Genomic DNA, 22,497 nt, shown 5'->3' with positions numbered 1-22,497 from the left:
GAATCGATGCTGGCGCAGGCCCGCGACACGGTGCCCGCGCCGTGCGCGCTGCCCGGGGAGCTGCGGTTCCAGCCGAAGTTCGACGGCTACGGGGCGATCGTCTACACCCCGTGGCCGGCGCCCGGCCCGCTGCTGGTGCAGTCCCGTCGCGGCAGCCTCCTGCAGAGCCGCTTTCCCGACCTCGTGGCCGCTGCCGCGGACCTGCCCGACGGCCTGGTCCTCGACGGCGAGCTGGTCGTGTGGGCCGGGGAGGAGATGTCGTTCGAGGCGCTCCAGCGGCGCGCGGTCTCCGGCGGCCGCACCGCCGCCCGCCTCGCTGCAGAGGCACCGGCGCACTTCATCGCCTTCGATGTCCTCCAGATCGACGGCCAGGAGCTGCTGCACGTTCCGTACCGCGAGCGGCGCGCGCGGCTGGAGCAGCTGTTCGCCGACCACAAGCTGAGTGTCCCGTGGACGCTCTGCCCGGAGACGACCGACCCGGCGACGGCGCTGGAGTGGCTGACGTCCTGGACGCAGGTGTCCGGCGTCGAAGGACTGGTGATCCGGGGAGCGGTCAGCCGTATCTGCCGGGAGCCCGTGCGCTCTACAAGGTGCGCCGCAGGGACTCCACCGAGGCGGTGGTCGGCGCCATCACCGGGACCGTGCGCCGGCCGCAGACGCTCGTGCTGGGCCGCCTCGACGCGGCCGGGGCGCTCCGGCCGGTCGGCCGCAGTACGCCGCTGCGGCCGGACGCCGCGCGCGCTGGCCGACCGGCTGACACCAGCCGGGCCCGCACATCCCTGGGAAGGCGTGTGGTTCACGACCTCCTGGGGGGTCGCGGACGCCGCTCGACGTCGTGCTGGTCGAACCGGAGCTGGTCGCCGAGATCACGGTGGACACGGCGCTGGAACGCGGGGCGTGGCGGCACCCGGTGCGCTTCGCCCGGCTCCGGCTGGACGTCGCCGTCGCGGACATCCCACCCTTCGGCGCGGACGCCGAGCCCGCCAGCGGGGGACCGGCCGTGCCCACCACCCCGATGCCGTCAGGGGCCGGCGAGGATGTCGTGGGTGCCCATGCGGCGCCAGATGACGTGCTGTACGCCGGGGCGGAGCGCAGTCCCGTATTGGCCAGGTGGCGCGTCCTGCGGGTCCAGCGCCCATGGACCAGGTCAGCTCGTAGATGCCGGATGCGCGCTGGACGCGCTTGACGCGCCGGCCGGCGCGGAAGTGCCCGCCGGTGCGCAGGTCCTCGACGAAGGCCGCCACGGTCTGGCGGAAGCGGCGGCGCTGGGCGGTGGTGAGGCGGTCCAGGTCGGCGGTGAAGCGGGGCTGGGTCTCGTACGTGGGCACGGCGAACTCCTCCAGGACGCACGAAGCCCCCGGCCGGTTGGCCGGGGGCGGTGGTGGCTAGTCGAGTTGAAGGGCTTCGGTGACGTGGTGCTCGGTCGTGGCGGGTTGTCGGCGTTGCCGCTTGATCCTCTTCATGCGGTTGACTGCGTCCTCGATGCTGCCGGAGCTCCAGTTGAGAGTGAGCCCGGCTGTTACGGCGTCGAGGTCTCGGAGCAGGTGGGGTGCGAAGCCGGTGAGGCCCTTTGGCTGGCTGCCGTCGACTGCGTCAATCCAGGTGGGGAGTGTGGAGCCAAGGCGGCCGGTCAGGATCTCGCCGAAGTCGCGGACGTGTCCGGCGGCCTTGTCCAGTTCGGGGCAGTGCGCCAGGACCTCCTTCAGGCCGGCCCGGTCCCCCTGGTTCAGGGTCGTGGGGTGTCGGGTGAGCCAGCCGGTCACCTGCCGCACTGTCGGCGGTCGCGGCGGCGTGCCGGCCGGAGCCCCGCGGGGGTGGCGATGCGGGAGTGGACCATCTGGGGTGACGGGCGCGTTGTCGGCTACGAGTTCGCTGTGGAGGTGGGTGACGCTGGTGCAGCCCCGAGGCCAGGGCCGTTGTTCACGGGAACGGGTAGCGGGTCGGGCTTGCCCGTTCCAACAGAGTCAGGGCAGCCGGCTGGTAGGGCCCGCCAGCCGTGCTCGGGCTGCGGCTTTCACCTCGGTCGTCTCCATCGGATCATCGCGCAGTACAGCGATCCGTCCCAGGATCTCCGGACTCGTGGGTGCCGAGGTGATCCCCATCAGCCGCGTTGTTTCCTCGCAGTCCCAGAGGGCCTCGGCGTACAGGTGCTCCAAGCCATCCCGGTTGATGGCTGCGAGGGCTTCCAGGTATGCGGCCCGCTCATAGGAGTGCGGGGTGTGCAGCAAGAAATGTCGCAGGTAGGGCACCGCCCCGGCGGCGTCAGGTCCGAACCGGGCCAGGCGCCGGGCCGTCCGGTCGGGACCGCACCAGGCTCGCGCCGTCCACTGTTCGACCAGTTCCTTCACCAGCCCCGGCAAAGCCTCGGGGCCGGGATGGTCGGCCAGGACGTCCGCGCCCAGCAGAGCCAGCCAGGGGAGGTCCTCCTGTGCCCAGCGGCGCGCCGCCGGCACGGCGAGGGTGCCCAGGCGCTCAACGGCTTGCCTGACCAGGGGCAGGGGGCGGCGGCCGTCCGACGTGCCCAACGAGGGCACCAGTGGGATCAGCCCCTCAGCAGGCTCTCGGCCCTTCAGGGCGCGCAGCGCGTCGACCTTCGTCGCGCCTTCCGTGCGAGTGTCGGCAAGCAGAGCGAGGAGTTCCGCGGTGCTGAGCCCGGCCAGTGACGGCCGCGGAACGAAGGGACTGCTCTGGACCTCGATACCGAACCGCGTCCAAGGCTCGGAGAACAACGGAAGCTCCGCTTCAGCCGCGATCCGGGCGCGTGCGACGTCACCAAGGTCTTCCCACCACTCCGGCGGCCAGCCGGCAGACAACGACTCCAGCACGCGGACCCAGTGCTCGCCTGTGCGGACATACGCCCGAAGCCCTTCCCTGGCGTCGCCCGATCCGGCAAGAGCCAGCAACTCCAGTACCTCACATGCCCGCAAGCAAGCGTCCTCATCCCCCGCCAGCTGGTCAACGATCGGCATGGGCGACAGATCCAGATCACAGACCAGCCGTGCCAGGTACAGAGACCGTTCGTCGCTCTGGTCCCACCGCCAGTCACGGCGGATCCCGTCATACACGAACACGGCAGATCGCCGCGGTTCCCGAACAGCTCGCACCGCACCCAGGCCTCGCCCCCGTTGCAGCAGACCCTCAACAGAGTTGGGGAAGGCGTATGACATCTCGTAATCACCACTCCTCACACGGCACCCTGCCCGACCTGGGTACCGCTCCGCCAGGCGATTTCCGCCAGGCCGTACCGGGCAGGCCGTACCGGACAGGCCCCCGGCCGAACATGGCTCCACGACGACGGGGTGCTGTCGAAGGTGCGCACGTGTCTTCATCCTGGGCTTGGCCCTAGCCTTGCACGTGGTGGCAGGGCGGCTCTGCGCGGCCGGGCCGGGCCGGGCGGGAGGCTGGTTGGCCACTGGAGTGGCGACGGTCTCGGGCAGGCGGGAGAGGGGGCAGTACCGGCCTGGCCGTCGGCTGTCCGGGCCGGGGCACCGGGCGCTTGTCCTCCGCCGGCACCGCGGCCGGGCGATGGCTCGGCAGGCCGGGTAGGGGCGGGGTGGACGCAGACGCATCCGGACGCCGCGATCAGCGCGGCGAGAAGCAGGAGCGGATCAGCGGCGCATGGCGTCACGGTCCCGCAGCCGGGCTCCGACCGCTTCTGACGGCCCCGCTGCCCCTCGGTCGGGTGACGCGACAACCGTTCGCCCGGCCCGCTTCGGGCTGCGCCTTCGAGCAGCTCGGCGACAGCAGCATGCCCGGCCTGCCCTCGGTCACCGGCACCTTCATCGGCACCCCCGACGACCTGCACCCCGCTACTCGACCGGCTCACCGCGGTGATCGGCCTGCCGGAGGCCAACCGGATGACAGCGCCCTGCGGCTGTCCGCGGGCTGCCTCGGAAGCAGACCCCTGGGGCGCCGTCATCTGCGTCGCCTTCGACCGCCGTGGACGTGATCGTCCCCGGCCACGGCCCCGCCTTCCCGGCCGACGACACCGCGCCGCGCCAGCCGCGGTGCCCCGGCCACCAGCCCCGCGCGGCACAGCCGACCTTGTAGGCGACCGCCCAGGCTGCCGCTCCGTGGAGCGTCGGTGCGCGCAAACTCCGGCCGGTCGCCCACGGCCGCGATCACACGGGGAGGAACGGCTCGGTCAGGTGCGGCGTGGCCAGGTGCAGCGTGGTGGCGGGGTCGCGCCTGAGCATGCGCTTCCTCGAGTGCCTTGCCGTCTCGGGGTCGACCTCGTGCGCGTAGGCGAGTTCGGGGTGGAGCAGTTGGAGCGCGTGCACCAGGAGGTCGCCGGTGATGAGCGCCGTCTGGTCCCCGTCGGCGAGCAGCACGCTCTGGTGTCCGGGAGTGTGGCCCGGCGTGGCGACCACATGCCCAGCCCGCAGCGGCGTGTCCCCGTCGAGGAGCCGTAGCCGGCCGGCGGCCGCGAGCGGGTCGATGAGGGTTTCGCGAAGCTGCGGGTTGATTGTGTCGAGGGCGTCGAACTCGGCGCGCTGCAACAGGTACTCGGCATGGGGGAAAAAGGGGCGGCGGTCGCTCGCCGAGACATTGCCGTCCCCTGCGCCGTCCCGGGACGGGACGGCCTCCTCGGTCACGACCGCCCACCCGACGTGGTCGGTGTGCAGGTGTGTGAGCACCACGGTGTCGACTTCTGCCGGGTCGATGCCCGCGGCGGCGAGCGACGCGGGGAGGGAACCGGGAACCGGCGCCCACGAGCTGGCGGGGCTGTCGGCCGGGCCGATGCCGGCGTCCACGACGGTAAGACCCTTGTCACTGCGGACCGCGTACGCGCGGAACTGCAGGTGCCACCGTCCCTCGGCATCGACCCCGCCCGGGTCGTAGCGGTCGGCCTCGGCCCATTGCGTGGCCGTGGCCTCGGGAAATGCCTCGGCGCGGGGGGAGAAGAACGGGCCCTCGGCATCCGCGAGGGCAATGATCTCGACCGAGCCGATCCTGAGGCGGGGAATGCGGAGAGACATGGCGTCGATCTTGTCATGCCTTCGAGCGCCGGGGAGGGGGTGCTCGACAGACGAGGACGAGAGCACCGAGGGAGCCGCGTTGTGCCGAGGAATCGCATCCTTCACAGCACAGGGGAGTTTCGCGACGTCGACTCCGTCCGTCCCACGTCTGCACCGTCACCGTCGAGGCCGGCGAGGTCCCTGGGCGTCTCTGTCTCCTCAGGGCCCGGGTTCGGTTTGGCGGAGGGTGCGGAATACCGCGGGGGTGGTCCATCCGCGCAGTGTCGCGTGGATTGCTGATCGGAACGCGGTGTCGGCGGTGGCGGTGTCGAGGTCGCCTTGCCCTCGCCCGCCATACGTCGCGCCCGCTACGTCGGCCGTTTATCCCTCACCCTGGCTCTGGCCCTCGCCACCGTCGTGGCACTGGTCGCCGTCTTCCTCGCGCTGGTCGTCCTCACGGACGGGGCGGGCTCGGGTCTCGCGGCATGGCTCGCGACGTCGGCGGTGGGATCCGCCCTCGCCGTGTGGCGGCTGCGGCGACGGCGGCGCGCCTGGCCGGCGCATCTGGTGCCGTTCCTGCCGGTCGTCGTCGCGGCGGCCCTGTCGGCGGCCGTCTGCATTCCGACGGTGCCGACGGACCGGCAGTCCCCGCCCGCCCTGCCGTTCGTGGCCACGCAGCATTGGAGCCTGGCCACCGGCAGCCGCGTCGCGGTGTACCACTATCCGCCCGCGGGCCCCGGTGCCCGGCAGGCCGTTCCGCTGGTGTACCTCCACGGCGGACCGGTCCGCGGCATCTCGGTGCTCGACCACCGCTTCCTGCACCTGCTGGCACGGCGCGGCTACGACGTCTACGCCTACGAGCAGGCCGGCGGCGGCCGAAGCGCCCTGCTGCCCATGAGCCAGTACACGGTCTCCCGGTCGGTCCGCGATCTCGCCGCGTTCGTCGACCACCTGGGCAAGGGGAAGGTCGACGTCCTCGGGTTCTCCTCGGGCGGGGCCGTCCTGACCCGGGCCCTGGCCGACCCGGACGTCGCCGGGCGCCTGCACCGCGCCGTCATCGCCGAACCGGGCCCCATGGACGGCCCCACCGCGCGCGTCAGCGGGCACAAGGGCCGGCCGTCGGCACGGGGCCTCGCCCCGGCCCCCACCGGACCGCGATCGACGCACGTGCCCCGCTATGCCGTGGCGTTCGGACTCATGCGGCTGGGACTGCTCACCCCGGAAACCGGGCTGGTCGGACAGGCCGAAGGGGACAACGCCTTCACCGCCGCCGACCTCGGCGGCGACACCGCATCCGCCTACTGCGCGCGCGATGCGCACCGCATCCCCGTCGAGGACACGCCGCAGAACTTCTCCTTCAGCCCCGCCGCCAGCCTCCGCGTCCAGCAGACGGTCAGGGACTCGCCCTCCCTCGCTCCACAGCTGGGCCGGTCCCGGACCCCCGCGATGCTGATGATCGCCGAGTGCTCCTCCCAGCTGCGCCAGTGGGCGACCGACGTCCTTGCCCATGATCCGGCCGTCGAGCGCACGCAGTACATGCCCGGGGTCGGACACCACATGTGGAACGGCTTGGACGACAACGACGAGCGAGCCGCCGCTGTGATCAGCGCGTTCCTTCAGGACGAGCCGGCCCCGCTGCCGAACTACCCGGCACGCAAGGACATCTCCGCATTCCTGGGCAACCGCACATGACCGCAGCCCGCCACAGGCCGGACGGAGTCTCGAAGCCGTCCCGGCCGCCGGTGGAGTTCCAGGGACGGCACCCTGGTCCGCAGTGTCGGCAGTCCCGCCCGGCGGCGGGCGCGAGCAGGTTCGTCCGCACCGCGACGGATGACCGGATGACCCACGCGAGCACCGCCCGACTGCGGTCCGCAGCGTTCGAGCTGGTCGAATACCCCGGCCCACGCCGATCCGCGCCTTCCACCAACGACTGCATCCTTTGGCCTACTGCGTTTTCGGCCCCGAGTAGGAGGCTCCCGGGGCTCCGGCGCGAGAGGGTTGATCCGTGCGAAAAACCATCGGATACACGGTCGAAAGCATCGGCTACGTCGTAGGAGCCCAGGGGCTCGTCAGCTTCGTTTCGCAGACCCTCTTCGGTACGGAGTGGGGCTGGCTGCACAAGCTCGTCGACCTTCCGTCCGCCGCTTACCTCGGCATCACCGTCGCGGGGCTGGCGCTCATCGTCGGCGGGGTGAGAACGCGCAAGGCGCCCCACCACCAGGCAGCCGCCTGACCGGCATCACGTCGCGGCCCGTCCCTGCCGGCACGGCTCAAAGGTCTCCCGGCCCGAGAACGGAACGACGGGCCGCGGACGTGGTGCCTGTGCCCGTACTGCACCCGCGGCAAGTCACCGGCAACCTTGACTGGTAGTACAGTATCTACCCCGCAGGAACCCTATGAGATGACCGTCACTATTCGCTGGCCTGACACCGACACAGCGCGGCGCCGATTCCCAAGAGGCCCCACCCGCCCGCTGTCCGATGATGAGCCGCCGATGTCCTGACGTCCGTCCACGGCCCTGAGTCGGCCCGGCCAAAAGGCTGTTGACAGCCGCACATACGATCCCGGGCATGAGGCCGGTCGTTGCGCGCACCTCGGCGGCTACCGACTCCTGGGGTCCTCGGAACCGGCGGCATGGGGACGGTCTACCTCGCCCGCCGCGGCCGGCACCCGGCGGCTCTCAAGACGATCCGCCGCGAGCCGTTGCGCGACACCGCACTGCGGGAGCGGTCCGCCGGTGAAGCCGCGGCAGCAGCGCCCGTGCGCGGCCCGTTCGTGGCCGCAGTGCTGGTGTCGTCGCCGCCTCAGGGTGTGCCCTGGCTGGCAGCGAGGTGCTCGGCGACCTGCCGGGCGGCGTCGGGGCGCAGGGGTACCGGGCGGCCGACCGCCCGCAGCCCGCCCGAGGCGTCGTGGCGGCCGAGGACGAGGAGCTGCGGGCGGGCGAGGGTGCCCGTGATGGCGCCGATGACCGCTTCGGTGGTGTCTCGCCGGCGGATCTTGGTCCACCCGCGGTATGAGGGGTGATAGCGGCTGGTCAGAGGCTTGATCAGGATTCCTTCGACGCCGGACACGTCCGTCCAGGACTCCAGCCACTCCCGGGCCTTGGCCAGGTCCGTCGTCATCGGGCACAGCGTCCACGGCGCGCCCAGGGCGTTGCGGGTGAACAGGTCCTCCAGGCGGGCGCGGCGGTCGGCGTAGGGCAGGCGGAGGAGCTCCTGGCCGTCCTGCTGCAAGACGTCGAAGGCCACGAAGTAGGCCGGCAGCTTCGCGGCCAGGGCGGCGGCGCCGCGGCTGCGGGCTGCCGCCCGGCGCTGCACGGCCTCGAAGGACAGCCGTCCCGCCTCGGCGCCCCAGACAAGCAGCTCGCCATCGAGGACCAGGCCGGCGGGCAGCTGCTGCTCGGCAGCGGCCACCAGGTCCGGGAAACGGTCCTGAATGAGGGACCCGCGGCGGGTCTGCACCAGCACGGCACCGCCCGGCTCGGCCGGCGTGAACAGCAGAGCCCGGTGACCGTCGAACTTCTGCTCGTAGGCCACCCCCGCGCGCAGCGCGGCCGGGCCCGGAATCGACTCCGCGGCCTGCGCCAGCATCGGCTGCACCGGCGGCCTGAGCACCATCCCCGGGACCTCCCTCACGATCGCCCCCTCTTCCAGGGTCGGCCAGACGCGACTCGGCGGACCGGCGCGAGGGACCACCCGTGTGACTGAGCGGCTTGCCTCGGCCTCGGGACTGGTGGGCTCGCGTATTCAACTGTCGCGAGTTGCCCCACCTGACTCCGGCACTGCTACTGAGCGTGATAGTCCTTGGGGGGGAGATTCTGGGTGTCAGGGGTATCCGGTTGGATGAGCACATGACTGTCTATGACGTGGCTCGCCAGTTCTCTTCGATCGCTGACCTGCGGAACCTGTGCCGCTCACTGGCGATGCTCGACGCGATCCTGAGCCCGGACTGGGAAGGCCGGCATTACTCCTTCAACGCTGGCTGGGCTGACGACGAGGAGATGGCCTCGATGCGCAACGGGTCAGGGAACGAGTACTCCATCGTGTTCTCGGCGGCCGGGGCCTACGTCCGTGGCTTCGACCACGAAGCACCGATGAGCCCGTACGGGAACGACGGCGAGCCCTGGCCGGGAGTGATCGACGAGGTTCCGGAGGTCTTCAAGCCCTTCGTCGAAGAGCCAGCGTTCACCGACGAGGATGACGTCCCCGTCGTGACGGCCTGCCTGTGGCGGGAGGCAACGGATGATCGGTGGCGGCACGGCGTGATCGACTTTCCCGCCGGGTGTTCCGACCCGGACGGGGCAACGGGTCTGTTCGAGCTCCTGGTCGACCGCTCGCCGGAAGCGTTCCGGCGCTTCGCCGAGGACTACTACGAGGTTCCCGTGGACCTGGAAGCGGTGCGCGACGTGTATGCCTTGCGACCGCTGAGCCAGAAGCTGGTGTCATCGCTGAACGCGGAGGTCACCCTCGCAGACCTGGCCGAGGACCTCGCCGAGATCGGCTACCCGCAGCCGGCGCGGGACGTGATCTGAGCTTCAACCGTCAGTGAGTGGCGAGGGGGTCCAGCCGGATGGTGATCGTAGGTGGTCGCCTGCGGCGTACCGGCTCCAGGTCCCGCCGCTTTCCCTGAGGAGGCGGCTGGTGGTTTCGTCGTGATAGCCGAGGGCGTCCGCGACGAAAGGGGTAGTTCGAGGAGTTGTTGTCGGATGGCGGCGCCGCGGGCTGCGGCGACCGGGATGCCAATCTCGCGCAGTCGTGAGGACAAGTCGTCGGGGCGGGCCGGCCGTCCGGCCCGGCGGCCGGGGAAGAGCCAGCGGGATGCCTGGTTGGTGGCGGTGTCCTGTTGTCGCGGTCCGCGATGTATGCCAGCAGCAGGCTACGAGGGTGCTGGCGTGTCGCTGACGAGCCGCAGGGTGGGGCGCGGTGGGGCGAACTCGCCGAGTTCGAGTGCCGCCTCACGCCAGTCGGCGGCCAGCTGGAGCAGGCGCTCGCTGTCCTGGCGGAAGCCAAGCGGCGGGGTGTTCGGGATGGTCGGCGACAAGATGGTGGTGGCGAACCGGACCGCGTGCATGGCCGCGGTGGCGTGTGGGTCGACGCCCCGCCCTCCAGGCGGCGCAGCATGTCGAGCCGGGTGGCGGCGCCGAGGAGTTCGTTGAAGACCTTCTCATTTTCGCGGCGGGTATGCCGATGGTGGCGCAGGCCGCCGAGGTGATGCCGCCCGTGCGTCCGCTCGCTTCTGGGGTGGCGTATGAGCAGAAGTCGACGGGTTCCGGGCGCTGGTGTTCACCCCGGCCGGGCCGGGTGGGCGGGTGCTGCTCCAGACCCGCCGCGGCGCCCTGGTCCAGGGCGGGTTCCCCGATCTCGTCGCGGCTGCCGGGGCGCAGTTGCCGCACGGCCTGGTCCTGGACGGCGAACTGCTCGTGTGGGACAGCGAGGTCGGCGCCCTGTCCTTCGAGGGGTTGCAGCGCCGGGCCGCCGCCCGCGCCCGCAGCGCTCCCGCACTAGCCGCGAAGCTGTCGGCCGTTTTCGTGGCGTTCGACGTCTTGCAGACCGACGGCCAAGAGCTGCTGCACCTGCCCTATGTGGAGCGCCGCGCCCGCCTTCAGGCCCTGTTCACCGACCACGCCCTGACGGCCCCATGGACCCTGTGCCCGATGACCACGGACCCGGCCAAGGCCCGGGAGTGGCTGGAGGTGTGGACGGACGTGTCCGGCGTAGAGGGCATCCTCTGCAAGCCCCTGACCAGCCGCTACCTGCCGGGGCATAGGGGGGCGTGGACCAAGGTGCGCCGACGGGACACCACCGAGGCGGTCATCGGCGCCATCACCGGCACCCTCACCCGCCCCCAGCTCCTCGTCCTCGGCCGCCACGACCCAGACGGCCGGCTGCGCCCAGTCGGCCGCACCGTCCCCCTGCGCACGGAGGCAGCCTGGCTGGTCGCGGAGCACCCGACGGCCGCCGACCCCGGACACCCCTGGGAAGGCGTCACATTCGCCGCGACCTGGGGGAGCCGCGACGTCCTGGACGTGCGCCTGGTCCGCCCCGACCTGGTGGCCGAGATCAGCGCCGACCGCTCGATCGACCGGGGCGGCGTGTGGCGCCACCCGCTCCGTTTCCGGCGGTTGCGCCTGGACGTGACCGTGGACGACGTTCCGGTGTTCGGGCAGGGCCCGGCCGCCGCAGTCGGCTGACCGGATTCCGGCGCGGTCCGCAGGGGGTTGCAGTACTAGCCTTGCAGCTCCTTCTGGCAGGTGTCGTACGTGTCGAAGCACAGATCGACGACTCCTGGGAGCTGGCGGATCCGCTCCTCGAGCCTGGCCCGGCTCTCCTCATGGAAGCCCTCGGGTACCTCCACTGTCAGCTCGAGCCGGCCCGCCCACTCGCCGACCGAGACGCTTGTGGCTCCGAACTCCTTCAGCCGTGCCTTCTTCTTGTTGAAGTCAGGGTCGTGGAACCGGGAGGTGGAGTCGAGGTTTGCGTGGAAAGAGGGAGGCGGCCCGTTGCCCGTGTCCGGCGGCATGACTGAAGGTAGTGCCATGGCTGCCGCGGCCGCGAGCGGGGCACTCGCCGCCCACCACCCCCCTGGACGGTTGTCCGCGTCGGCGAGGGCTGCGAACAGCAGCAGCACGGCTGTTGGCAGGAACAAGAACATGCCGATGACCAATCCGACCACCGCCCAGGCCAGCAGCCCGGCGCTCAGGAAGGCGCACACCCGGGCAAAGGCTTTGGGGTGTTCTCGCAGCTGGAGCGGGGTGACGACCGCCATCGCGGTCAGCATGAAGTACCCCGCGACAGCGGTGAACATCACTATTCCGATCAAGGTTACGACTGCGGCGACCGCCACAGCCGCCACGGCCCATCCCGCCTGCCGGGCCGCCACCTTCTGCACCTCGGACACCCTACCTCCTTGAACGCGTTCAATTGAACGTGTTCAAGGTAGCAGAACGCCCGGCCGGGCTTACGGGCGAACGGGGGTCTGGCGCACCGGGGTAGCCCATGCGGTCGTACCCCACAGCAGACCCCACACCAGAAAGTAGGGAGACCAGAGCAGCAGGTCCACACGGGACATGTGTCGCGCGATCCCCACGTCGGACGGAGCCACGTGAACGCTGCCCGTCAGCACCATGACGTCACCGATGAAGCCGAAACCCAACACGCCACACGCCCGCAACACCATGAGGCATCCGATGATCCACATCGGCACGGTCAAGAGCCGGCGTGGCAGCACATGTCCCCAGGGCCGCACTGTGGCGAGCGCCGCCAACGCGCCCACGACGACCAGGCCAACCGAGATCCAGTGGCCGGCCATCGCGCCGGGGGTTTGCGCGACGAGCTCCTCACGGGCCGACCGCGGCAAAGGAGCACTCGAGGTGAGCGCCGTGCCGCCCAGCGCCCAATAGAGTTTGAGCGTCCCGTAGCCGACGAGGGTCCAGACACAAGTCGCGTAGGCGGCCCATCGCCGTACTGGCAGGGTGCGGCGCATCGCAGGCCGCGTGTCCACCATTCCCTTCATTTCGTGTCCCGCCCCGTGTTCGCCACGGCTGTGGTGTCCAGTCCCAGGCGGCGCGTGCAGATCCAGGCCATGGCCAGCCAGAGGCAGAGGGCGGCGACGCCCTGAACTGCGGCCCACGGCGACCATCCACCGGGACCGGAAGGGAAGAGGACTTCCCGGGCCACGTGGAGTTGACTGACCGCCGCCAGTGCGCCCGTTGCCCACAGCCCGAGGAGTAGCAGCGGGCGCGGTGCCAGACCGCCCCAGGGCCGAACGGCGGCGAGCGCGATGATGGCGGAGAGCAGACCGAGTAGGGCCAGCGTCCACTGGGTGAGCGCGACATCCGCCGTCTCGGCGTACTGCGAGGCGCTCACTAGTGGCCCACCGGGAATGCCCAGGCGTCCTTGGGTCGCGTAGTAGCCCTTCTCCACCACGTATACCAGTTGGGCGAGAACGGACAGGTACGCGGGCCATGCCCATGCAAGGGCCACCGCGGTCGGGCGGCGTGCCGGCCGCCACCGCCGAGCGGCTTCTATCGCCTTCGCGTTCATGCGCCCGGCACCTGGCTCAGGTCAGGGAAGCTCGTCATGCGTTCACGATCACACCGGCATCCGCGCCCGGTCTTCGTACCCGAGAATGAGCCACCTCCCCCGAGCGAGGGAGACAAAGAGAGAAAACCTGACAGGGCTCACGATTTACGGACTCATCCTGCCGCCGGGGAAGATCAGCGGCCCAGGTCAGAGCGCGCACGGTTGTATCGGCGTCCCAGAGGACCTGGGCGTGTCCTGGGAGGCCCCGGTGGCGTTATAGGAATGCTATGACGGCGGCTTCGGCACCGCCTCGGACGATGGGTTGCCGCGCATCGGCGTCAGGCCGCGGACGTGGCCACGGCAACCGCCCAGGCGATGTACAGGACGTTCACCACCAGCCGAGCCACCGCACCGGCCGGCCGCTCCAGCAACCGGGGCCGGTCCGGGCGCGCCCGGCACAGCGCGTCCACGTGGGACACCAAGTAACAGGTGATCAGGACGGCGGCGGCCCAGCCCCCGACCCACCTGCCGCTCGGAACCAGCACCAGCGCACCCACCACGACCTCCGCCGCACCACTGACGGCGACGATGAGCCGCTCCCGGCGGAGCCATGCGGGTACCAGCAGGCAGAAGTAACCGGGAGCCAGAAAATGCGCGACCCCCGTGACGACCAGGAACACCGCCAAGGCAACGGAAGCGATAACGTGCATGGCACGATGATCCGTTCACCTCGTGCCTGGGCACTTGAGCAAAACGATCGCCGCATCGTCTTCGCCTGCGGCCCCGAGGCGACGATGTTCGCCGAGTCCCGCCCGTTCCGCGTCGCCCAACACCGGCTGCCCGCGTGGAAAGCCGTGCTGCCGATCGGCGGCCACGCCGAACTCCTCCAGCCGGGCCGGCCCCTGGTGGCGGCGCCCGGGCTGATCGTTCCGCCCCAGCTGGCCCACGCCTGTGAAGCGACCTCTCCCTATCTCGCCCTGTTCATCGACTCCTGGCTGCTGCCCTCCCGCCCGGGGCCGATACGGCTCGGTACAGGCGAGGTCCGCCGCTTGCTCGCCGCTCTCGGCACCCCTGATTCCGACGGCCCCGGCACCTGCGTGGATCTGGCCGCCGGATACACCGAGCTGCAGATGCTCGCCGGGCGCCCATCCCCACTCGACCCGAGAGTTGCCCGCGCTGTCCACCTGTGCACGGTGCACGATCCGGGCATGCCCATCACCTCCGTCGCCGTCGAGGTCGGCCTGTCGGCCCCCCGGCTGCGCGCCCTGGCCCGGCAGGATCTGGGCATCACGCTTGCGCGCTTACGTCGATGGGGCCGACTCCGCACCGCGATCAACGACCTGCCGGACTCGACCGCCGCCCTGGCCGCAGCCACCGCGGGCTTCGCCGACCAGGCCCACCTCACCCGTACTGCAAGGGACTTCATCGGGCGTACGCCTGCCTCTCTGCGACGCGCTGAAGCATAGGGCGCGCCCTTGGCGGCCCGTCATGCCCTGCACCCTGAGAGATCCGCTGACCGCGGCTCGCCGGTCTGCACTTGACTACCTTCGAGGTGGAAGACACGTGGCTGTACCTCACTGGCCGCGCCTCGGTGCGGCCCACCACGCTTCAGTCCTCTTCTCCCGCCAGGAAGGACGCGGTCGGCCTTGTAGCGCGGGCAGGGCAGGCGGTGGCACGTCACCGTGAGGCGTTTCCGGCCGCGGCGATGGTGCGGGCCTCGGAGACCTGTTCGTCGTCCGAACCACCGGGCACGTGCTCGGGCCGGAGGTCCTGGGCAAGCTGGACATGGGCACCGCGGGTCAACGCCAGCCCGGAGGAGAGCGCGGGCGCCTGCCTACCCCACCGAGAAGTGGATCGAGGGAACCGTGCCGGGACGGACGTACTGGATTCCCCGCCGGGTCCTTCAGGCGGTCGACGCCTACCGGGATTCGCTGGAAGGCTCTCGCCATCCCAGGAGATTCCCGCAACCGGGACTCCAAGGCGTGGGTCAATGCTTGAGCGTGTCCTTGACCTTCTGCAAGGTCTGCTTCGCATCGCCCGCCATCTGCTCGCGAGCCCCCTTCGCCTCCAGGCTCTCATTGCCGACAGCCTGACCTGTGGTTTCCTTCAGCTTGCCCTTGGTCTTCTTGGCTGCGTTCTTGACCTTCTTGCCAGCCGTCATCTCTGTCACCTCCCACACCACTGCGTGGTGCGGTCTGCAGATAAAGCTGCCCGGCGCCTACCCGAGTAGGTAGCCTAAGCGAATTATCCTCCCAAAAACGGAAATCGCTACTTCTTCCCGCTGGGACCAGGCCGCTAGTCTGCGTTCTCCTGGCCCGGATGCGGCTTGCAGCGCATCCCGACAGGACAGCGGGGCTCCAGTACGGCGTTGACTTCTACGTCGACGGTGGTGACGGCGAGGCCGAGGATGTGCTCGGCGGCATGCAGGACGGCTTGGCGTACTGCTCCGGCAGCGGCTTGTCGAGCATGTGGCTTTGCCAGTGAGTTGAAACCTACGCAGCCAGGCGGAGGCCGCCGCGACTGCCGAGAAGGCCCGCGGCTGTTCCCGCTTCCGCCCCGGGCAAGCCTCCTGAGAGCTGGGCAAGCCTCTTACCGACAGCGTCGGCAGGCCCAAGGTGGCCCTGGGCAAGCCCACCCTGTCGGTGTCAGCCGGGAGGCTTGCCCAGATGGACAGGGATGAGGAGTTGCTGCACCGCCGGGTCTACGGACGAGACCACGAACATCTCCGGCCCGGCCGTCGTGCTGTCACCAGTTCGGTCGGTGGGTTGCACGGGTGGTGTGTGAGGACTGCTGTGGTCCTGGCTTCGGGGGAAGCCAGGACCGGGGCGGGGCCGGCTCGGGAACGGCCTCGCGAGTGATGCGCCCGTTGCAACGATGTCTGCTCAGTGTGGCAATGCCGCCCTGCGGGGGAAAGGCTGGGAGGGTCTTATCGGGGGAGTAGGGCGCGTACGGTCTTGCCGCCGGACGGTCGTCGGGTGACCGAGGTGGCGCGGGCGAGGCGGTTGACCATGGGCCAGCCGAAACCCCCGGTGCCGCCGTTCAGATCGGGGGTGCGCATGAGTGGCGCTTGCGGGCTGGGGTCGTGGACGGCGACCTCGATGCTGTCCGGGTGCGCGGTCAGGTTCAGGGTGCAGGTGCCGCCTGCGTGGCGTAGGGCGTTGGTGACGAGTTCCGAGACGACCAGGACCACCGTGCCGGCTGTCTCGGCTGCGAGCGGGCGTACGAGGCGGTCGAGGAAGTCCCGGGTGCTCTCGCGGGCGTCGGCGACGGAGGCAGCGGAGCGGACGGTTGCGAGGCTGACGCTCGTCGTGTCCATGAGGTTCACCCTGGTCTCTGGATCGTCAATGCCCGGTGATGCCCGCGTGGTTCTTGTGCCCTGGCCTGTGACGGGTAATCCGGTGGCGGCCGCCTCTCGCGCCCGTCCGTGTCGTTGTTCGAGGCCGATTACCTGATCGCCGAACACCCGGAAATCTGTGTCGGCCGGAGTAGACATTGAGCGGTGGTGTGGTTATGGTTTCTCACGTAACCAAGAAGGACCGCAGGGCCCGGCAGGGACGAACTGCCGGGCAGCAGTACACGCAGTTGCAGTTCGCAGGACGGTGCGGTGACGGAGTTTCGAAGCCAGGGTTGTTGCAGGACGGCGACGGGACTGGTGACCGGACCGGGTGGCCCGCAGTGATCAGGGGCCGCCGTGAGCAGTACCGCAGTGGCAGTACCCGTGGTAAGTGCAGTTGGCAGTACCAGCAGTGAAGACAGTGAGCAGCACCTCGGTGAAGGCGTCGGCTGCGGGCGCGCGCACCGGGAGGTTCGGCAGTGGGGTTCTAAGCCAGAGCAGATGCAGGATGGGCGACGGGGCTGGCTGCCGAAGGTGGTGCTGTGAGAGGCCACCAGCAGTACGCAGTATCAGCAGTAAAGGGCAGTACCCGCGTTACCAGCAGTTCGCAGTATCAGCAGTACGCAGTCCCCGTTTGGTAAGTGATTGATCCAGAGGGAAAGAACGGAGGAGCCGAGCGCCATCAGGATCGCCCGGGCAAGCAGTACGAAGCCCGGGTACCGCAGGACATCGATAGTGAGGTGGTCTCCGGTCACGCATCCGCGATCCCCGCACCCCCGACAGCATCTCGGTCGGGCTTGCGGAAACAGTAGGCCGGCGCAGCATCAGGGCCGGCAGATGGTGTAGCAGTTCCTTCGGGGCCCGGGTGCCAGTACGGCACCCGGGCCCCTCCACGCGTTCCACAGAGAGGTGCAATGACCGCAGACGACACGTACGGCCGTCTCGACGACGACGACTACCCCGCCTACACGATGGGCCGGGCGGCCGACATGGTCGGCACCACCCAGGGCTTCCTCCGCGCCCTCGGCGAACACCGCCTCATCACCCCGCTCCGCTCCGCCGGCGGACACCGCCGCTACTCCCGCTACCAGCTGCGCATCGCGGCCCGCGCCCGCGAGCTCGTCGACCAGGGCACCCCCATCGAGGCCGCCTGCCGCATCGTCATCCTCGAGGACCAGCTCGAAGAGGCCCAGCGCATCAACGCCGAATACCGCCGCGCCGCCGAATCAGCGAATCCACCGGCCGCGGCTTGAGCGGGGGGGCCGCGCCTGCCGGTCCTCGGCCGCCCGCGCGCGCACCCGGCCACGGCATGACGCTTACGCGTTTCGTGTGGTGACAGTGTGTATGGGCGTGTAGCGTCTGCGTCAGCTGTCGTGGTTCGGAAGTTCCCCTTTTGCCCACGCCTCGGCGTGGGCGTTTTGCTGTGCTGTGCCGCAGGAACCAGGGCGATCACCTCCGCCTTCCGCACGGTGCGGGAGGCGTTCATTCGACTGGAAGGCATGAGACATGGCTACGGGAACTGTGAAGTGGTTCAACGCGGAGAAGGGCTTCGGCTTCATCGCCCAGGACGGCGGCGGCCCGGACGTCTTCGCCCACTACTCGGCGATCAACTCCTCGGGCTTCCGTGAGCTCCAGGAAGGCCAGAGCGTGACGTTCGACGTCACCCAGGGCCAGAAAGGCCCCCAGGCGGAGAACATCAACCCGACCTAACCCCAACCTCGCACGTCGTTGCGGCCGGCCGGTGCCGCCACGGCCAGCGTGAGGGCAGCGGGCAGGGTCAGGAGGGTGGTGAGGCGGGTTGAGCGCTTGACTGTCATCGCGATGCATCCCCTTCCGGGGTTTTCACTGGCATGAGGCCGGGTCGCGTTCGGACATTCGTCCCTTTCACCCTCCATTCGGTGCGATCGCGAAGGAGGATTGCTTGCCGCTCGCACCACTCTTCATGCGTGAGCGTGAAGGCGCTGATCGGCCGCTATCGGGAGCTCCGCCGAAGGGCGCCTGCTCTGCAGGCCCCGTGTGGAGTGCACCGGCGGGCACCGGGGGTCGGCCGATGCAAGGGCCGGTGTCACCTCGTAGGCTGCCGCCATGACTGAGAAGATCCTGACGCCGACGCCCCATGACGCTTTCGACCTGCTCATGGCCGGTAACGAGCGCTTCGTTTCCGGCGCCTCCGAGCATCCGAACCAGGACGCCGCACGCCGCACCGAGACCGCACCGTCCCAGAAGCCCTTCGCCGTGCTGTTCGGGTGCTCCGACTCCCGGCTGGCCGCCGAGATCATCTTCGACCGGGGCCTAGGCGATCTGTTCGTGGTCCGCACCGCCGGGCACGTCGCCGGCGCGGAGATCCTTGGTTCCATCGAGTTCGGCGTCGCCGTCCTCAACGCGCCGCTGGTCGTCGTCCTCGGTCACGACTCGTGCGGCGCCGTCGCCGCGGCCTGCTCCGCCCTGGAGAACGGGCAGACGCCGGGCGGCTTCGTCCGCGACGTGGTCGAACGGGTGACTCCCAGCGTGCTGGCGGCCCGTGCCGCCGGACGCGAGACGGCTGACGACATCCTGGCCGAGCACATCGAGCACACGGTCGACCTGCTGCTCGACCGCTCCCGTGTCCTGGCCGAGGCGGTGGCCGCGGGCCGCGTCGGCGTCGTGGGGCTGTCGTACCGGCTGGCCGACGGCAGTGCACAGCTCGTTGCCGCCCGCGGCCTCGACGTGGCGGTTCCCACCGCGTCCTGACCACTCGCCACCGGCCCGGTCACGCCCCCAGGTCGCGCCAATCGGCGCGGAGCCCGGGCTGCGGGGTGTGCCGGGGGCGGATGGGCAGCGACGTCACTGACGGCGGGCGCAGGTCAGACGATGGGTCGGGGCCCTGCGGCGCGGCGGAGCCGGTTGGCGATCGCCAGGCCCAGCCCCTCCTCCACGGGCACGGAGGCGACGATGAGGTCGCATCCCTGCTGGTCGAGGTGGCGCAAGAACCCGTACAGCCCGCGCGCGTACTCGGCCATGGCGGCCGGGACCGTCAGGACGGCGTGCGCCTTCACCGCAGTGCCGGCGAGGCAGTCGGGCAGAAGAACACCCACCCGGTGTCCCAGTTCGCGTGCTGTCTCCGCCTCGGTGACTACCTGCTCGGGCTCCACCAGGACAACCCGCGCACGGGGCGCGTAGTGGGACGGGTGCTGGCCCGGCACCCGGACCTGACTGGTGGAGGGGATCGTGAGCGGGCGTCCCAGCACTGCTTCGAGGTCCTCGCGGGTCACCCCGCCGGGCCGCAGGATGGTCGGGGTGCCGCTGGTGGCTTCGACGATGGTGGATTCGACGCCGACGCGGCAGGGGCCGCCGTCCAGCACGAAGTCGACGGTGTCGCCCAGCTCGGCACGGACGTGCTCCGCAGTGGTCGGACTGACGGAGCCGAAGCGGTTGGCGGACGGGGCCGTGATTGCGCCGCCGAACGCACTCAGCAGCGCGAGGGCAACGGGGTGGTCGGGCACCCGCACAGCCACCGTCTCCAGGCCACCAGTCGCTTCCAGCGGAACCCGGTGGCCGCGGCGCAGCACCAGCGTCAGCGGCCCCGGCCAGAAACGTCCGGCCAGCAGACGCGCCGCCTCCGGCACGTCCTGAACCCAGTCGTCCAACTGCTCCGCACCACCGATGTGAACGATCAGCGGGTGAGAGGGCGGACGACCCTTGGCCTGGAAGATGCGGGAGACGGCGGCGGGGTCCTCGGCGTTGGCGCCCAGTCCGTACACGGTTTCGGTCGGCAGGGCCACCAGGCCGCCGGCGCGCAGCACACCGGCCGCCTTCTCGATGTCGTGGATGCTTGCGGTCACCCTGATGATTCTAGAACGGTGGCCAGAGCTGGCCTTCCCCTTGGTCACGAGCAGGTGAAGCCGTCCCCCGACCGTCGGTCGGCGAGCGGGGCGACACGCTGCTGGCGACGACCGGGATGGGTGCAGGGCTTCGTTCTCGATGGACAGCTCGGTGACACCCGGCGCAGGAATGGTGTCCGGGGCTGGAACGCAGCGGCGTACCGGCCAGCAGCCGCTCGGCGGCGGATCGTGGCTTGGTCGGCGGCAACGTCGCGGGGTTTGCCGCCCCTCAGATCCGTCTGGCTGCACCGCCTACATCGCTCATGCCGATGCGACGTACCGGGCGTAGCTCGTCGCCTGCACCCCTGCCAGGACGCGCTGACTTTGTGGCGCTGCGGGCCTTGACCGGTGAGGCGATTGCGCGGGACCGTCGTGACGCAACTACGCGCAACCGACTCGACAGGGGAGACCGTCATGGAGTTACGGTTCGTCGGGATGGACCCGAACACGGGAGGTGAGGGATCGCCGACGGTGTGGGGTAGAAGAGGAGTCCGCGGCTTGGTCCTGCAGGGTGAGGAGGTCGACGAACTCCTTGCTGCCCTGGTCGGGTCCACAGAGTGGGTGGCCGGCCACAGGAATGGGATCCCATCGCACGAGCGCGTGATCCGCATTCCGGCCCGGACGGTGCCGATCCTGAGGGAGGCGTGTGAGCCGCTGAACGCGCAAGCGCTGAACACCGCGACGTTCGCTGAGCTCCTGGCCGCCACCGAGCACACGGCCGTCCATCTGGAGATGCGCGACAGCTACGCCGTGGGCGACGAGAAGGACGACTACGAGACCTTCCTGCGCACCGGCGTCCCGAACCTGGATCCGGCCCGCTCGTTCTGGCCGCAGTGGATGCCCCTCGTCGAGGACGCGGTGGGCCGCGGGGTGGTGATGCGCCGCGCGAGGATCGTCTCCGAGCCGGTCACCGACTACATCCGCTACGAGCACGCCATCACCCCGCTCAACCTCCAGGCCGGCGAACAGGTCCGCTGGTTACCCCGCCGCCACGCGAGCGACATCGCGCTGCCCGGCGACGACTTCTGGCTCCTGGACGAGACGCTCGTGCAGTTCCACCACTTCACCGGCACCGGCGACTGGACCGAGCACGGCAGGGAACGCACCACCGACCCAGCCGTCGCCGCGCTCTGCGCCACTGCGTTCGAGAAGGTGTGGGAGCGCGCCGTCCCGCACGAGAAGTACACCCTCTGACCACCGGCCCTAGAAAACCCCGCGCCCCATGCCCGTCTCCCCGTCGTCCAGCGCCCAGGCCGCGCGCGAAGCCCTCGCGCTGCGCCTGAGCCACCTCATGGAGGCGAAGCTAGAGGCCGACTACGGCGGCCTGGACCCTTCCACCGTCACGGTGCTGACCGCCCGTACGTGGCTGACACTGTGCCAGCGCACCGACTGGCAAGGGACCACCGAACTGCTGATCACGACCGCCCTGCGCTGCCAGGCCACTCGGTACCGCCCCGAGGCCGACACGCTGCGCACGGCCCGCAACGCACACCTGCTGACACCTGCTCCGGAAGCAGGACCCGCAGGCAGCCGCCGACATCGCGGGCCCCCTGGCGGACATAGCCGCCATCCTCGGCGAGGATGACCGGCGCCAGGATGTCTTGCGGTACGCCGGGGCGGTGTCCTCAAGCTGACGGGTGCGCCCGGCCAGGAATCCGGATCTGGGCCGCGGATCGGCCGAGCGATGACGACTTTCAGCCAATCCGGCCGTACTCAAACCTTGCGGTTCCTTGCTAATCCTTGCGGATCTTAGTCGAAGTCAGTCAATCCTTCTTATGTACCCTTCGCGTGACCTGGCATTTTCTGTTTCCAGTCACGGGGGTCAGGCGTGATCGCCGGCCTGTTCGTTCGGCCTGCCATAGTGGCGAGGGAAAGGGTTAGGGCCGCATTGGGGCAAGTGATCGCTAAAGTGGGGGAAGAGTGGCGCACATCACGACGATGCATTCTGAGTACGTCAGGACCCGCTATTACTACGCTCTCGCGCTGCTTGGCTACGTCTAGATGCACTTCGACGCGCTTCCGTTCGGCTCATGCCGATTCAAGTCCCCTGGTGCACCCGGTCGTTGTAGTGCTGCACCGATACACTCCTGCACAACGCAAAAGGAGCCCTCGACCCCGACAACGGTTACCAGGCCACTGGTCGGGAGGGCTCCTCGCGCGGCAACCCCAACAGTCAGAAAGGGACACCTATGGAAAGGAGTAGCAGCGCCGCCTTGGGCACGAGGAGAGGGCGAGTGACAGCCCACCTGCGTAAATGGTGCCGTCGGCATGGACGCATTGTCCAGCGCCAGTTCGTCCGAGGAGCCTCGTACAGTCTCGGAAGC

Annotated in this window: 23 protein-coding genes and 2 pseudogenes; 13 read left to right on the top strand and 12 right to left on the bottom strand. The window is 70.0% G+C overall.

The annotated features are described in order from the left end of the window. Positions 1-6: 6 nt before the first annotated feature. Positions 7-489 (top strand): annotated as a pseudogene (locus ACF059_RS29005) (ATP-dependent DNA ligase); the annotation flags it as partial. Between the two features lie 346 nt (positions 490-835). Continuing rightward, on the top strand, positions 836-1,186 hold the full coding sequence (locus ACF059_RS29000; RefSeq protein WP_392063384.1) for a hypothetical protein: 351 nt from the start codon (positions 836-838) through the stop codon (positions 1,184-1,186). Between the two features lie 199 nt (positions 1,187-1,385). Here the strand turns inward: ACF059_RS29000 and ACF059_RS28995 are convergent, their stop codons facing one another. The 3 genes from ACF059_RS28995 to ACF059_RS28985 form a co-directional block, all read right to left on the bottom strand. Continuing rightward, a complete protein-coding gene (locus tag ACF059_RS28995) occupies positions 1,386-1,763 on the bottom strand; it encodes a hypothetical protein (protein WP_392062689.1) in 378 nt (125 codons plus the stop codon). 201 nt (positions 1,764-1,964) lie between these two features. After that, a complete protein-coding gene (locus tag ACF059_RS28990) occupies positions 1,965-3,071 on the bottom strand; it encodes a hypothetical protein (protein WP_392062686.1) in 1,107 nt (368 codons plus the stop codon). Between the two features lie 1,050 nt (positions 3,072-4,121). Then, a complete protein-coding gene (locus ACF059_RS28985; protein WP_392062683.1) occupies positions 4,122-4,979 on the bottom strand; it encodes an MBL fold metallo-hydrolase in 858 nt (285 codons plus the stop codon). Positions 4,980-5,297: 318 nt separating this feature from the next. Here ACF059_RS28985 and ACF059_RS28980 point away from each other — a divergent pair, with 318 nt between their 5' ends. Together ACF059_RS28980 and ACF059_RS28975 are read left to right on the top strand one after the other, a co-directional pair. Next, positions 5,298-6,650 carry an alpha/beta fold hydrolase gene (locus ACF059_RS28980; protein ID WP_392062680.1) on the top strand — a complete coding sequence of 451 codons (1,353 nt, stop codon included), beginning with the start codon at positions 5,298-5,300 and terminating at the stop codon, positions 6,648-6,650. A 313-nt stretch (positions 6,651-6,963) separates the two neighbouring features. Continuing rightward, positions 6,964-7,191 (top strand): hypothetical protein, encoded by a 228-nt coding sequence (locus ACF059_RS28975; RefSeq protein WP_392062677.1) that lies wholly within the window; start codon positions 6,964-6,966, stop codon positions 7,189-7,191. Between the two features lie 571 nt (positions 7,192-7,762). On the opposite strand, the gene ACF059_RS28970 is transcribed toward ACF059_RS28975, so the two are convergent. Next, a complete protein-coding gene (locus ACF059_RS28970; protein WP_392062674.1) occupies positions 7,763-8,575 on the bottom strand; it encodes an ATP-dependent DNA ligase in 813 nt (270 codons plus the stop codon). 233 nt (positions 8,576-8,808) lie between these two features. Between ACF059_RS28970 and ACF059_RS28965 the strand changes: the two genes are divergently transcribed. Beyond that, positions 8,809-9,489, top strand: coding sequence for a hypothetical protein (locus ACF059_RS28965; RefSeq protein ID WP_392062671.1), 681 nt, complete (start codon positions 8,809-8,811; stop codon positions 9,487-9,489). 344 nt (positions 9,490-9,833) lie between these two features. On the opposite strand, the gene ACF059_RS28960 is transcribed toward ACF059_RS28965, so the two are convergent. Further along, entirely contained in the window at positions 9,834-9,998 is a 165-nt protein-coding gene (locus ACF059_RS28960; RefSeq protein WP_392062668.1) for a hypothetical protein, read from the bottom strand. A gap of 268 nt (positions 9,999-10,266) precedes the next feature. On the opposite strand from ACF059_RS28960, the gene ACF059_RS28955 reads away from it, so the two are divergent. Continuing rightward, positions 10,267-11,148 (top strand): ATP-dependent DNA ligase, encoded by an 882-nt coding sequence (locus ACF059_RS28955; RefSeq protein ID WP_392062664.1) that lies wholly within the window; start codon positions 10,267-10,269, stop codon positions 11,146-11,148. A gap of 35 nt (positions 11,149-11,183) precedes the next feature. Here ACF059_RS28955 and ACF059_RS28950 read toward each other — a convergent pair whose 3' ends face one another. The 4 genes from ACF059_RS28950 to ACF059_RS28935 form a co-directional block, all read right to left on the bottom strand. Next, on the bottom strand, positions 11,184-11,855 hold the full coding sequence (locus ACF059_RS28950; protein WP_392062661.1) for a hypothetical protein: 672 nt from the start codon (positions 11,853-11,855) through the stop codon (positions 11,184-11,186). A 60-nt stretch (positions 11,856-11,915) separates the two neighbouring features. Then, positions 11,916-12,470: a DUF3995 domain-containing protein gene (locus ACF059_RS28945; protein ID WP_392062658.1), complete on the bottom strand. Its 555-nt coding sequence runs from the start codon at positions 12,468-12,470 to the stop codon at positions 11,916-11,918. Beyond that, on the bottom strand, positions 12,467-12,883 hold the full coding sequence (locus tag ACF059_RS28940) for a hypothetical protein (RefSeq protein WP_392062655.1): 417 nt from the start codon (positions 12,881-12,883) through the stop codon (positions 12,467-12,469). The genes ACF059_RS28945 and ACF059_RS28940 overlap by 4 nt, the downstream gene beginning before the upstream one ends. Before the next feature lie 434 nt (positions 12,884-13,317). Continuing rightward, positions 13,318-13,689, bottom strand: a complete 372-nt coding sequence (locus ACF059_RS28935) for a hypothetical protein (RefSeq protein WP_392062652.1) — start codon at positions 13,687-13,689, stop codon at positions 13,318-13,320. Between ACF059_RS28935 and ACF059_RS28930 the strand changes: the two genes are divergently transcribed. Together ACF059_RS28930 and ACF059_RS28925 are read left to right on the top strand one after the other, a co-directional pair. Continuing rightward, the gene (locus tag ACF059_RS28930; RefSeq protein WP_392062649.1) at positions 13,684-14,445 is read left to right on the top strand and encodes a helix-turn-helix domain-containing protein; all 762 of its coding nucleotides are present in this window, start codon (positions 13,684-13,686) and stop codon (positions 14,443-14,445) included. The genes ACF059_RS28935 and ACF059_RS28930 overlap by 6 nt on opposite strands. A 247-nt stretch (positions 14,446-14,692) precedes the next feature. Further along, positions 14,693-14,770: pseudogene (locus ACF059_RS28925) on the top strand (carbonic anhydrase); the annotation flags it as partial. A 196-nt stretch (positions 14,771-14,966) separates the two neighbouring features. On the opposite strand, the gene ACF059_RS28920 reads toward ACF059_RS28925, so the two are convergent. Then, positions 14,967-15,140, bottom strand: coding sequence for a CsbD family protein (locus ACF059_RS28920; RefSeq protein ID WP_392062646.1), 174 nt, complete (start codon positions 15,138-15,140; stop codon positions 14,967-14,969). Positions 15,141-15,298: 158 nt separating this feature from the next. Between ACF059_RS28920 and ACF059_RS28915 the strand changes: the two genes are divergently transcribed. Then, a complete protein-coding gene (locus ACF059_RS28915; protein ID WP_392062643.1) occupies positions 15,299-15,463 on the top strand; it encodes a hypothetical protein in 165 nt (54 codons plus the stop codon). A gap of 442 nt (positions 15,464-15,905) precedes the next feature. Here ACF059_RS28915 and ACF059_RS28910 read toward each other — a convergent pair whose 3' ends face one another. Further along, on the bottom strand, positions 15,906-16,295 hold the full coding sequence (locus ACF059_RS28910; RefSeq protein WP_392062640.1) for an ATP-binding protein: 390 nt from the start codon (positions 16,293-16,295) through the stop codon (positions 15,906-15,908). 932 nt (positions 16,296-17,227) lie between these two features. Between ACF059_RS28910 and ACF059_RS28905 the strand changes: the two genes are divergently transcribed. The 3 genes from ACF059_RS28905 to ACF059_RS28895 all read left to right on the top strand — a co-directional run bounded on the left by ACF059_RS28905 (position 17,228) and on the right by ACF059_RS28895 (position 19,043). Further along, entirely contained in the window at positions 17,228-17,566 is a 339-nt protein-coding gene (locus tag ACF059_RS28905; protein ID WP_392062637.1) for a MerR family transcriptional regulator, read from the top strand. A gap of 253 nt (positions 17,567-17,819) precedes the next feature. Continuing rightward, positions 17,820-18,023, top strand: a complete 204-nt coding sequence (locus tag ACF059_RS28900; protein WP_392062634.1) for a cold-shock protein — start codon at positions 17,820-17,822, stop codon at positions 18,021-18,023. 375 nt (positions 18,024-18,398) lie between these two features. Continuing rightward, a complete protein-coding gene (locus ACF059_RS28895; protein ID WP_392062631.1) occupies positions 18,399-19,043 on the top strand; it encodes a carbonic anhydrase in 645 nt (214 codons plus the stop codon). 113 nt (positions 19,044-19,156) lie between these two features. On the opposite strand, the gene ACF059_RS28890 is transcribed toward ACF059_RS28895, so the two are convergent. Then, complete coding sequence (locus tag ACF059_RS28890) at positions 19,157-20,134, bottom strand: L-threonylcarbamoyladenylate synthase (RefSeq protein ID WP_392062627.1); 978 nt, start codon at positions 20,132-20,134, stop codon at positions 19,157-19,159. Positions 20,135-20,842: 708 nt separating this feature from the next. Between ACF059_RS28890 and ACF059_RS28885 the strand changes: the two genes are divergently transcribed. Beyond that, a complete protein-coding gene (locus ACF059_RS28885) occupies positions 20,843-21,367 on the top strand; it encodes a DUF6879 family protein (RefSeq protein ID WP_392063333.1) in 525 nt (174 codons plus the stop codon). The last annotated feature ends 1,130 nt before the right edge of the window (positions 21,368-22,497 follow it).

Origin of the sequence: Streptomyces sp. NPDC016562, from assembly GCF_043076955.1 — a bacterium.
Classification (GTDB): Bacteria; Actinomycetota; Actinomycetes; order Streptomycetales; family Streptomycetaceae; genus Streptomyces.
The sequence above is the reverse complement of the archived record's forward strand: the minus strand, read 5'-3'. Positions and strand labels throughout refer to the sequence as shown.

What these genes read in the sequence shown, in the direction of transcription:
- ACF059_RS28985 (WP_392062683.1), bottom strand. Translation starts at nt 4,979, where the DNA reads ATGTCTCTCCGCATTCCCCGCCTCAGGATCGGCTCGGTCGAGATCATT.
- ACF059_RS28970 (WP_392062674.1), bottom strand. Translation starts at nt 8,575, where the DNA reads ATGGTGCTCAGGCCGCCGGTGCAGCCGATGCTGGCGCAGGCCGCGGAG.
- ACF059_RS28965 (WP_392062671.1), top strand. Translation starts at nt 8,809, where the DNA reads ATGACTGTCTATGACGTGGCTCGCCAGTTCTCTTCGATCGCTGACCTG.
- ACF059_RS28945 (WP_392062658.1), bottom strand. Translation starts at nt 12,470, where the DNA reads ATGAAGGGAATGGTGGACACGCGGCCTGCGATGCGCCGCACCCTGCCA.
- ACF059_RS28935 (WP_392062652.1), bottom strand. Translation starts at nt 13,689, where the DNA reads ATGCACGTTATCGCTTCCGTTGCCTTGGCGGTGTTCCTGGTCGTCACG.
- ACF059_RS28920 (WP_392062646.1), bottom strand. Translation starts at nt 15,140, where the DNA reads ATGACGGCTGGCAAGAAGGTCAAGAACGCAGCCAAGAAGACCAAGGGC.
- ACF059_RS28915 (WP_392062643.1), top strand. Translation starts at nt 15,299, where the DNA reads ATGCGGCTTGCAGCGCATCCCGACAGGACAGCGGGGCTCCAGTACGGC.
- ACF059_RS28910 (WP_392062640.1), bottom strand. Translation starts at nt 16,295, where the DNA reads ATGGACACGACGAGCGTCAGCCTCGCAACCGTCCGCTCCGCTGCCTCC.
- ACF059_RS28905 (WP_392062637.1), top strand. Translation starts at nt 17,228, where the DNA reads ATGACCGCAGACGACACGTACGGCCGTCTCGACGACGACGACTACCCC.
- ACF059_RS28900 (WP_392062634.1), top strand. Translation starts at nt 17,820, where the DNA reads ATGGCTACGGGAACTGTGAAGTGGTTCAACGCGGAGAAGGGCTTCGGC.
- ACF059_RS28895 (WP_392062631.1), top strand. Translation starts at nt 18,399, where the DNA reads ATGACTGAGAAGATCCTGACGCCGACGCCCCATGACGCTTTCGACCTG.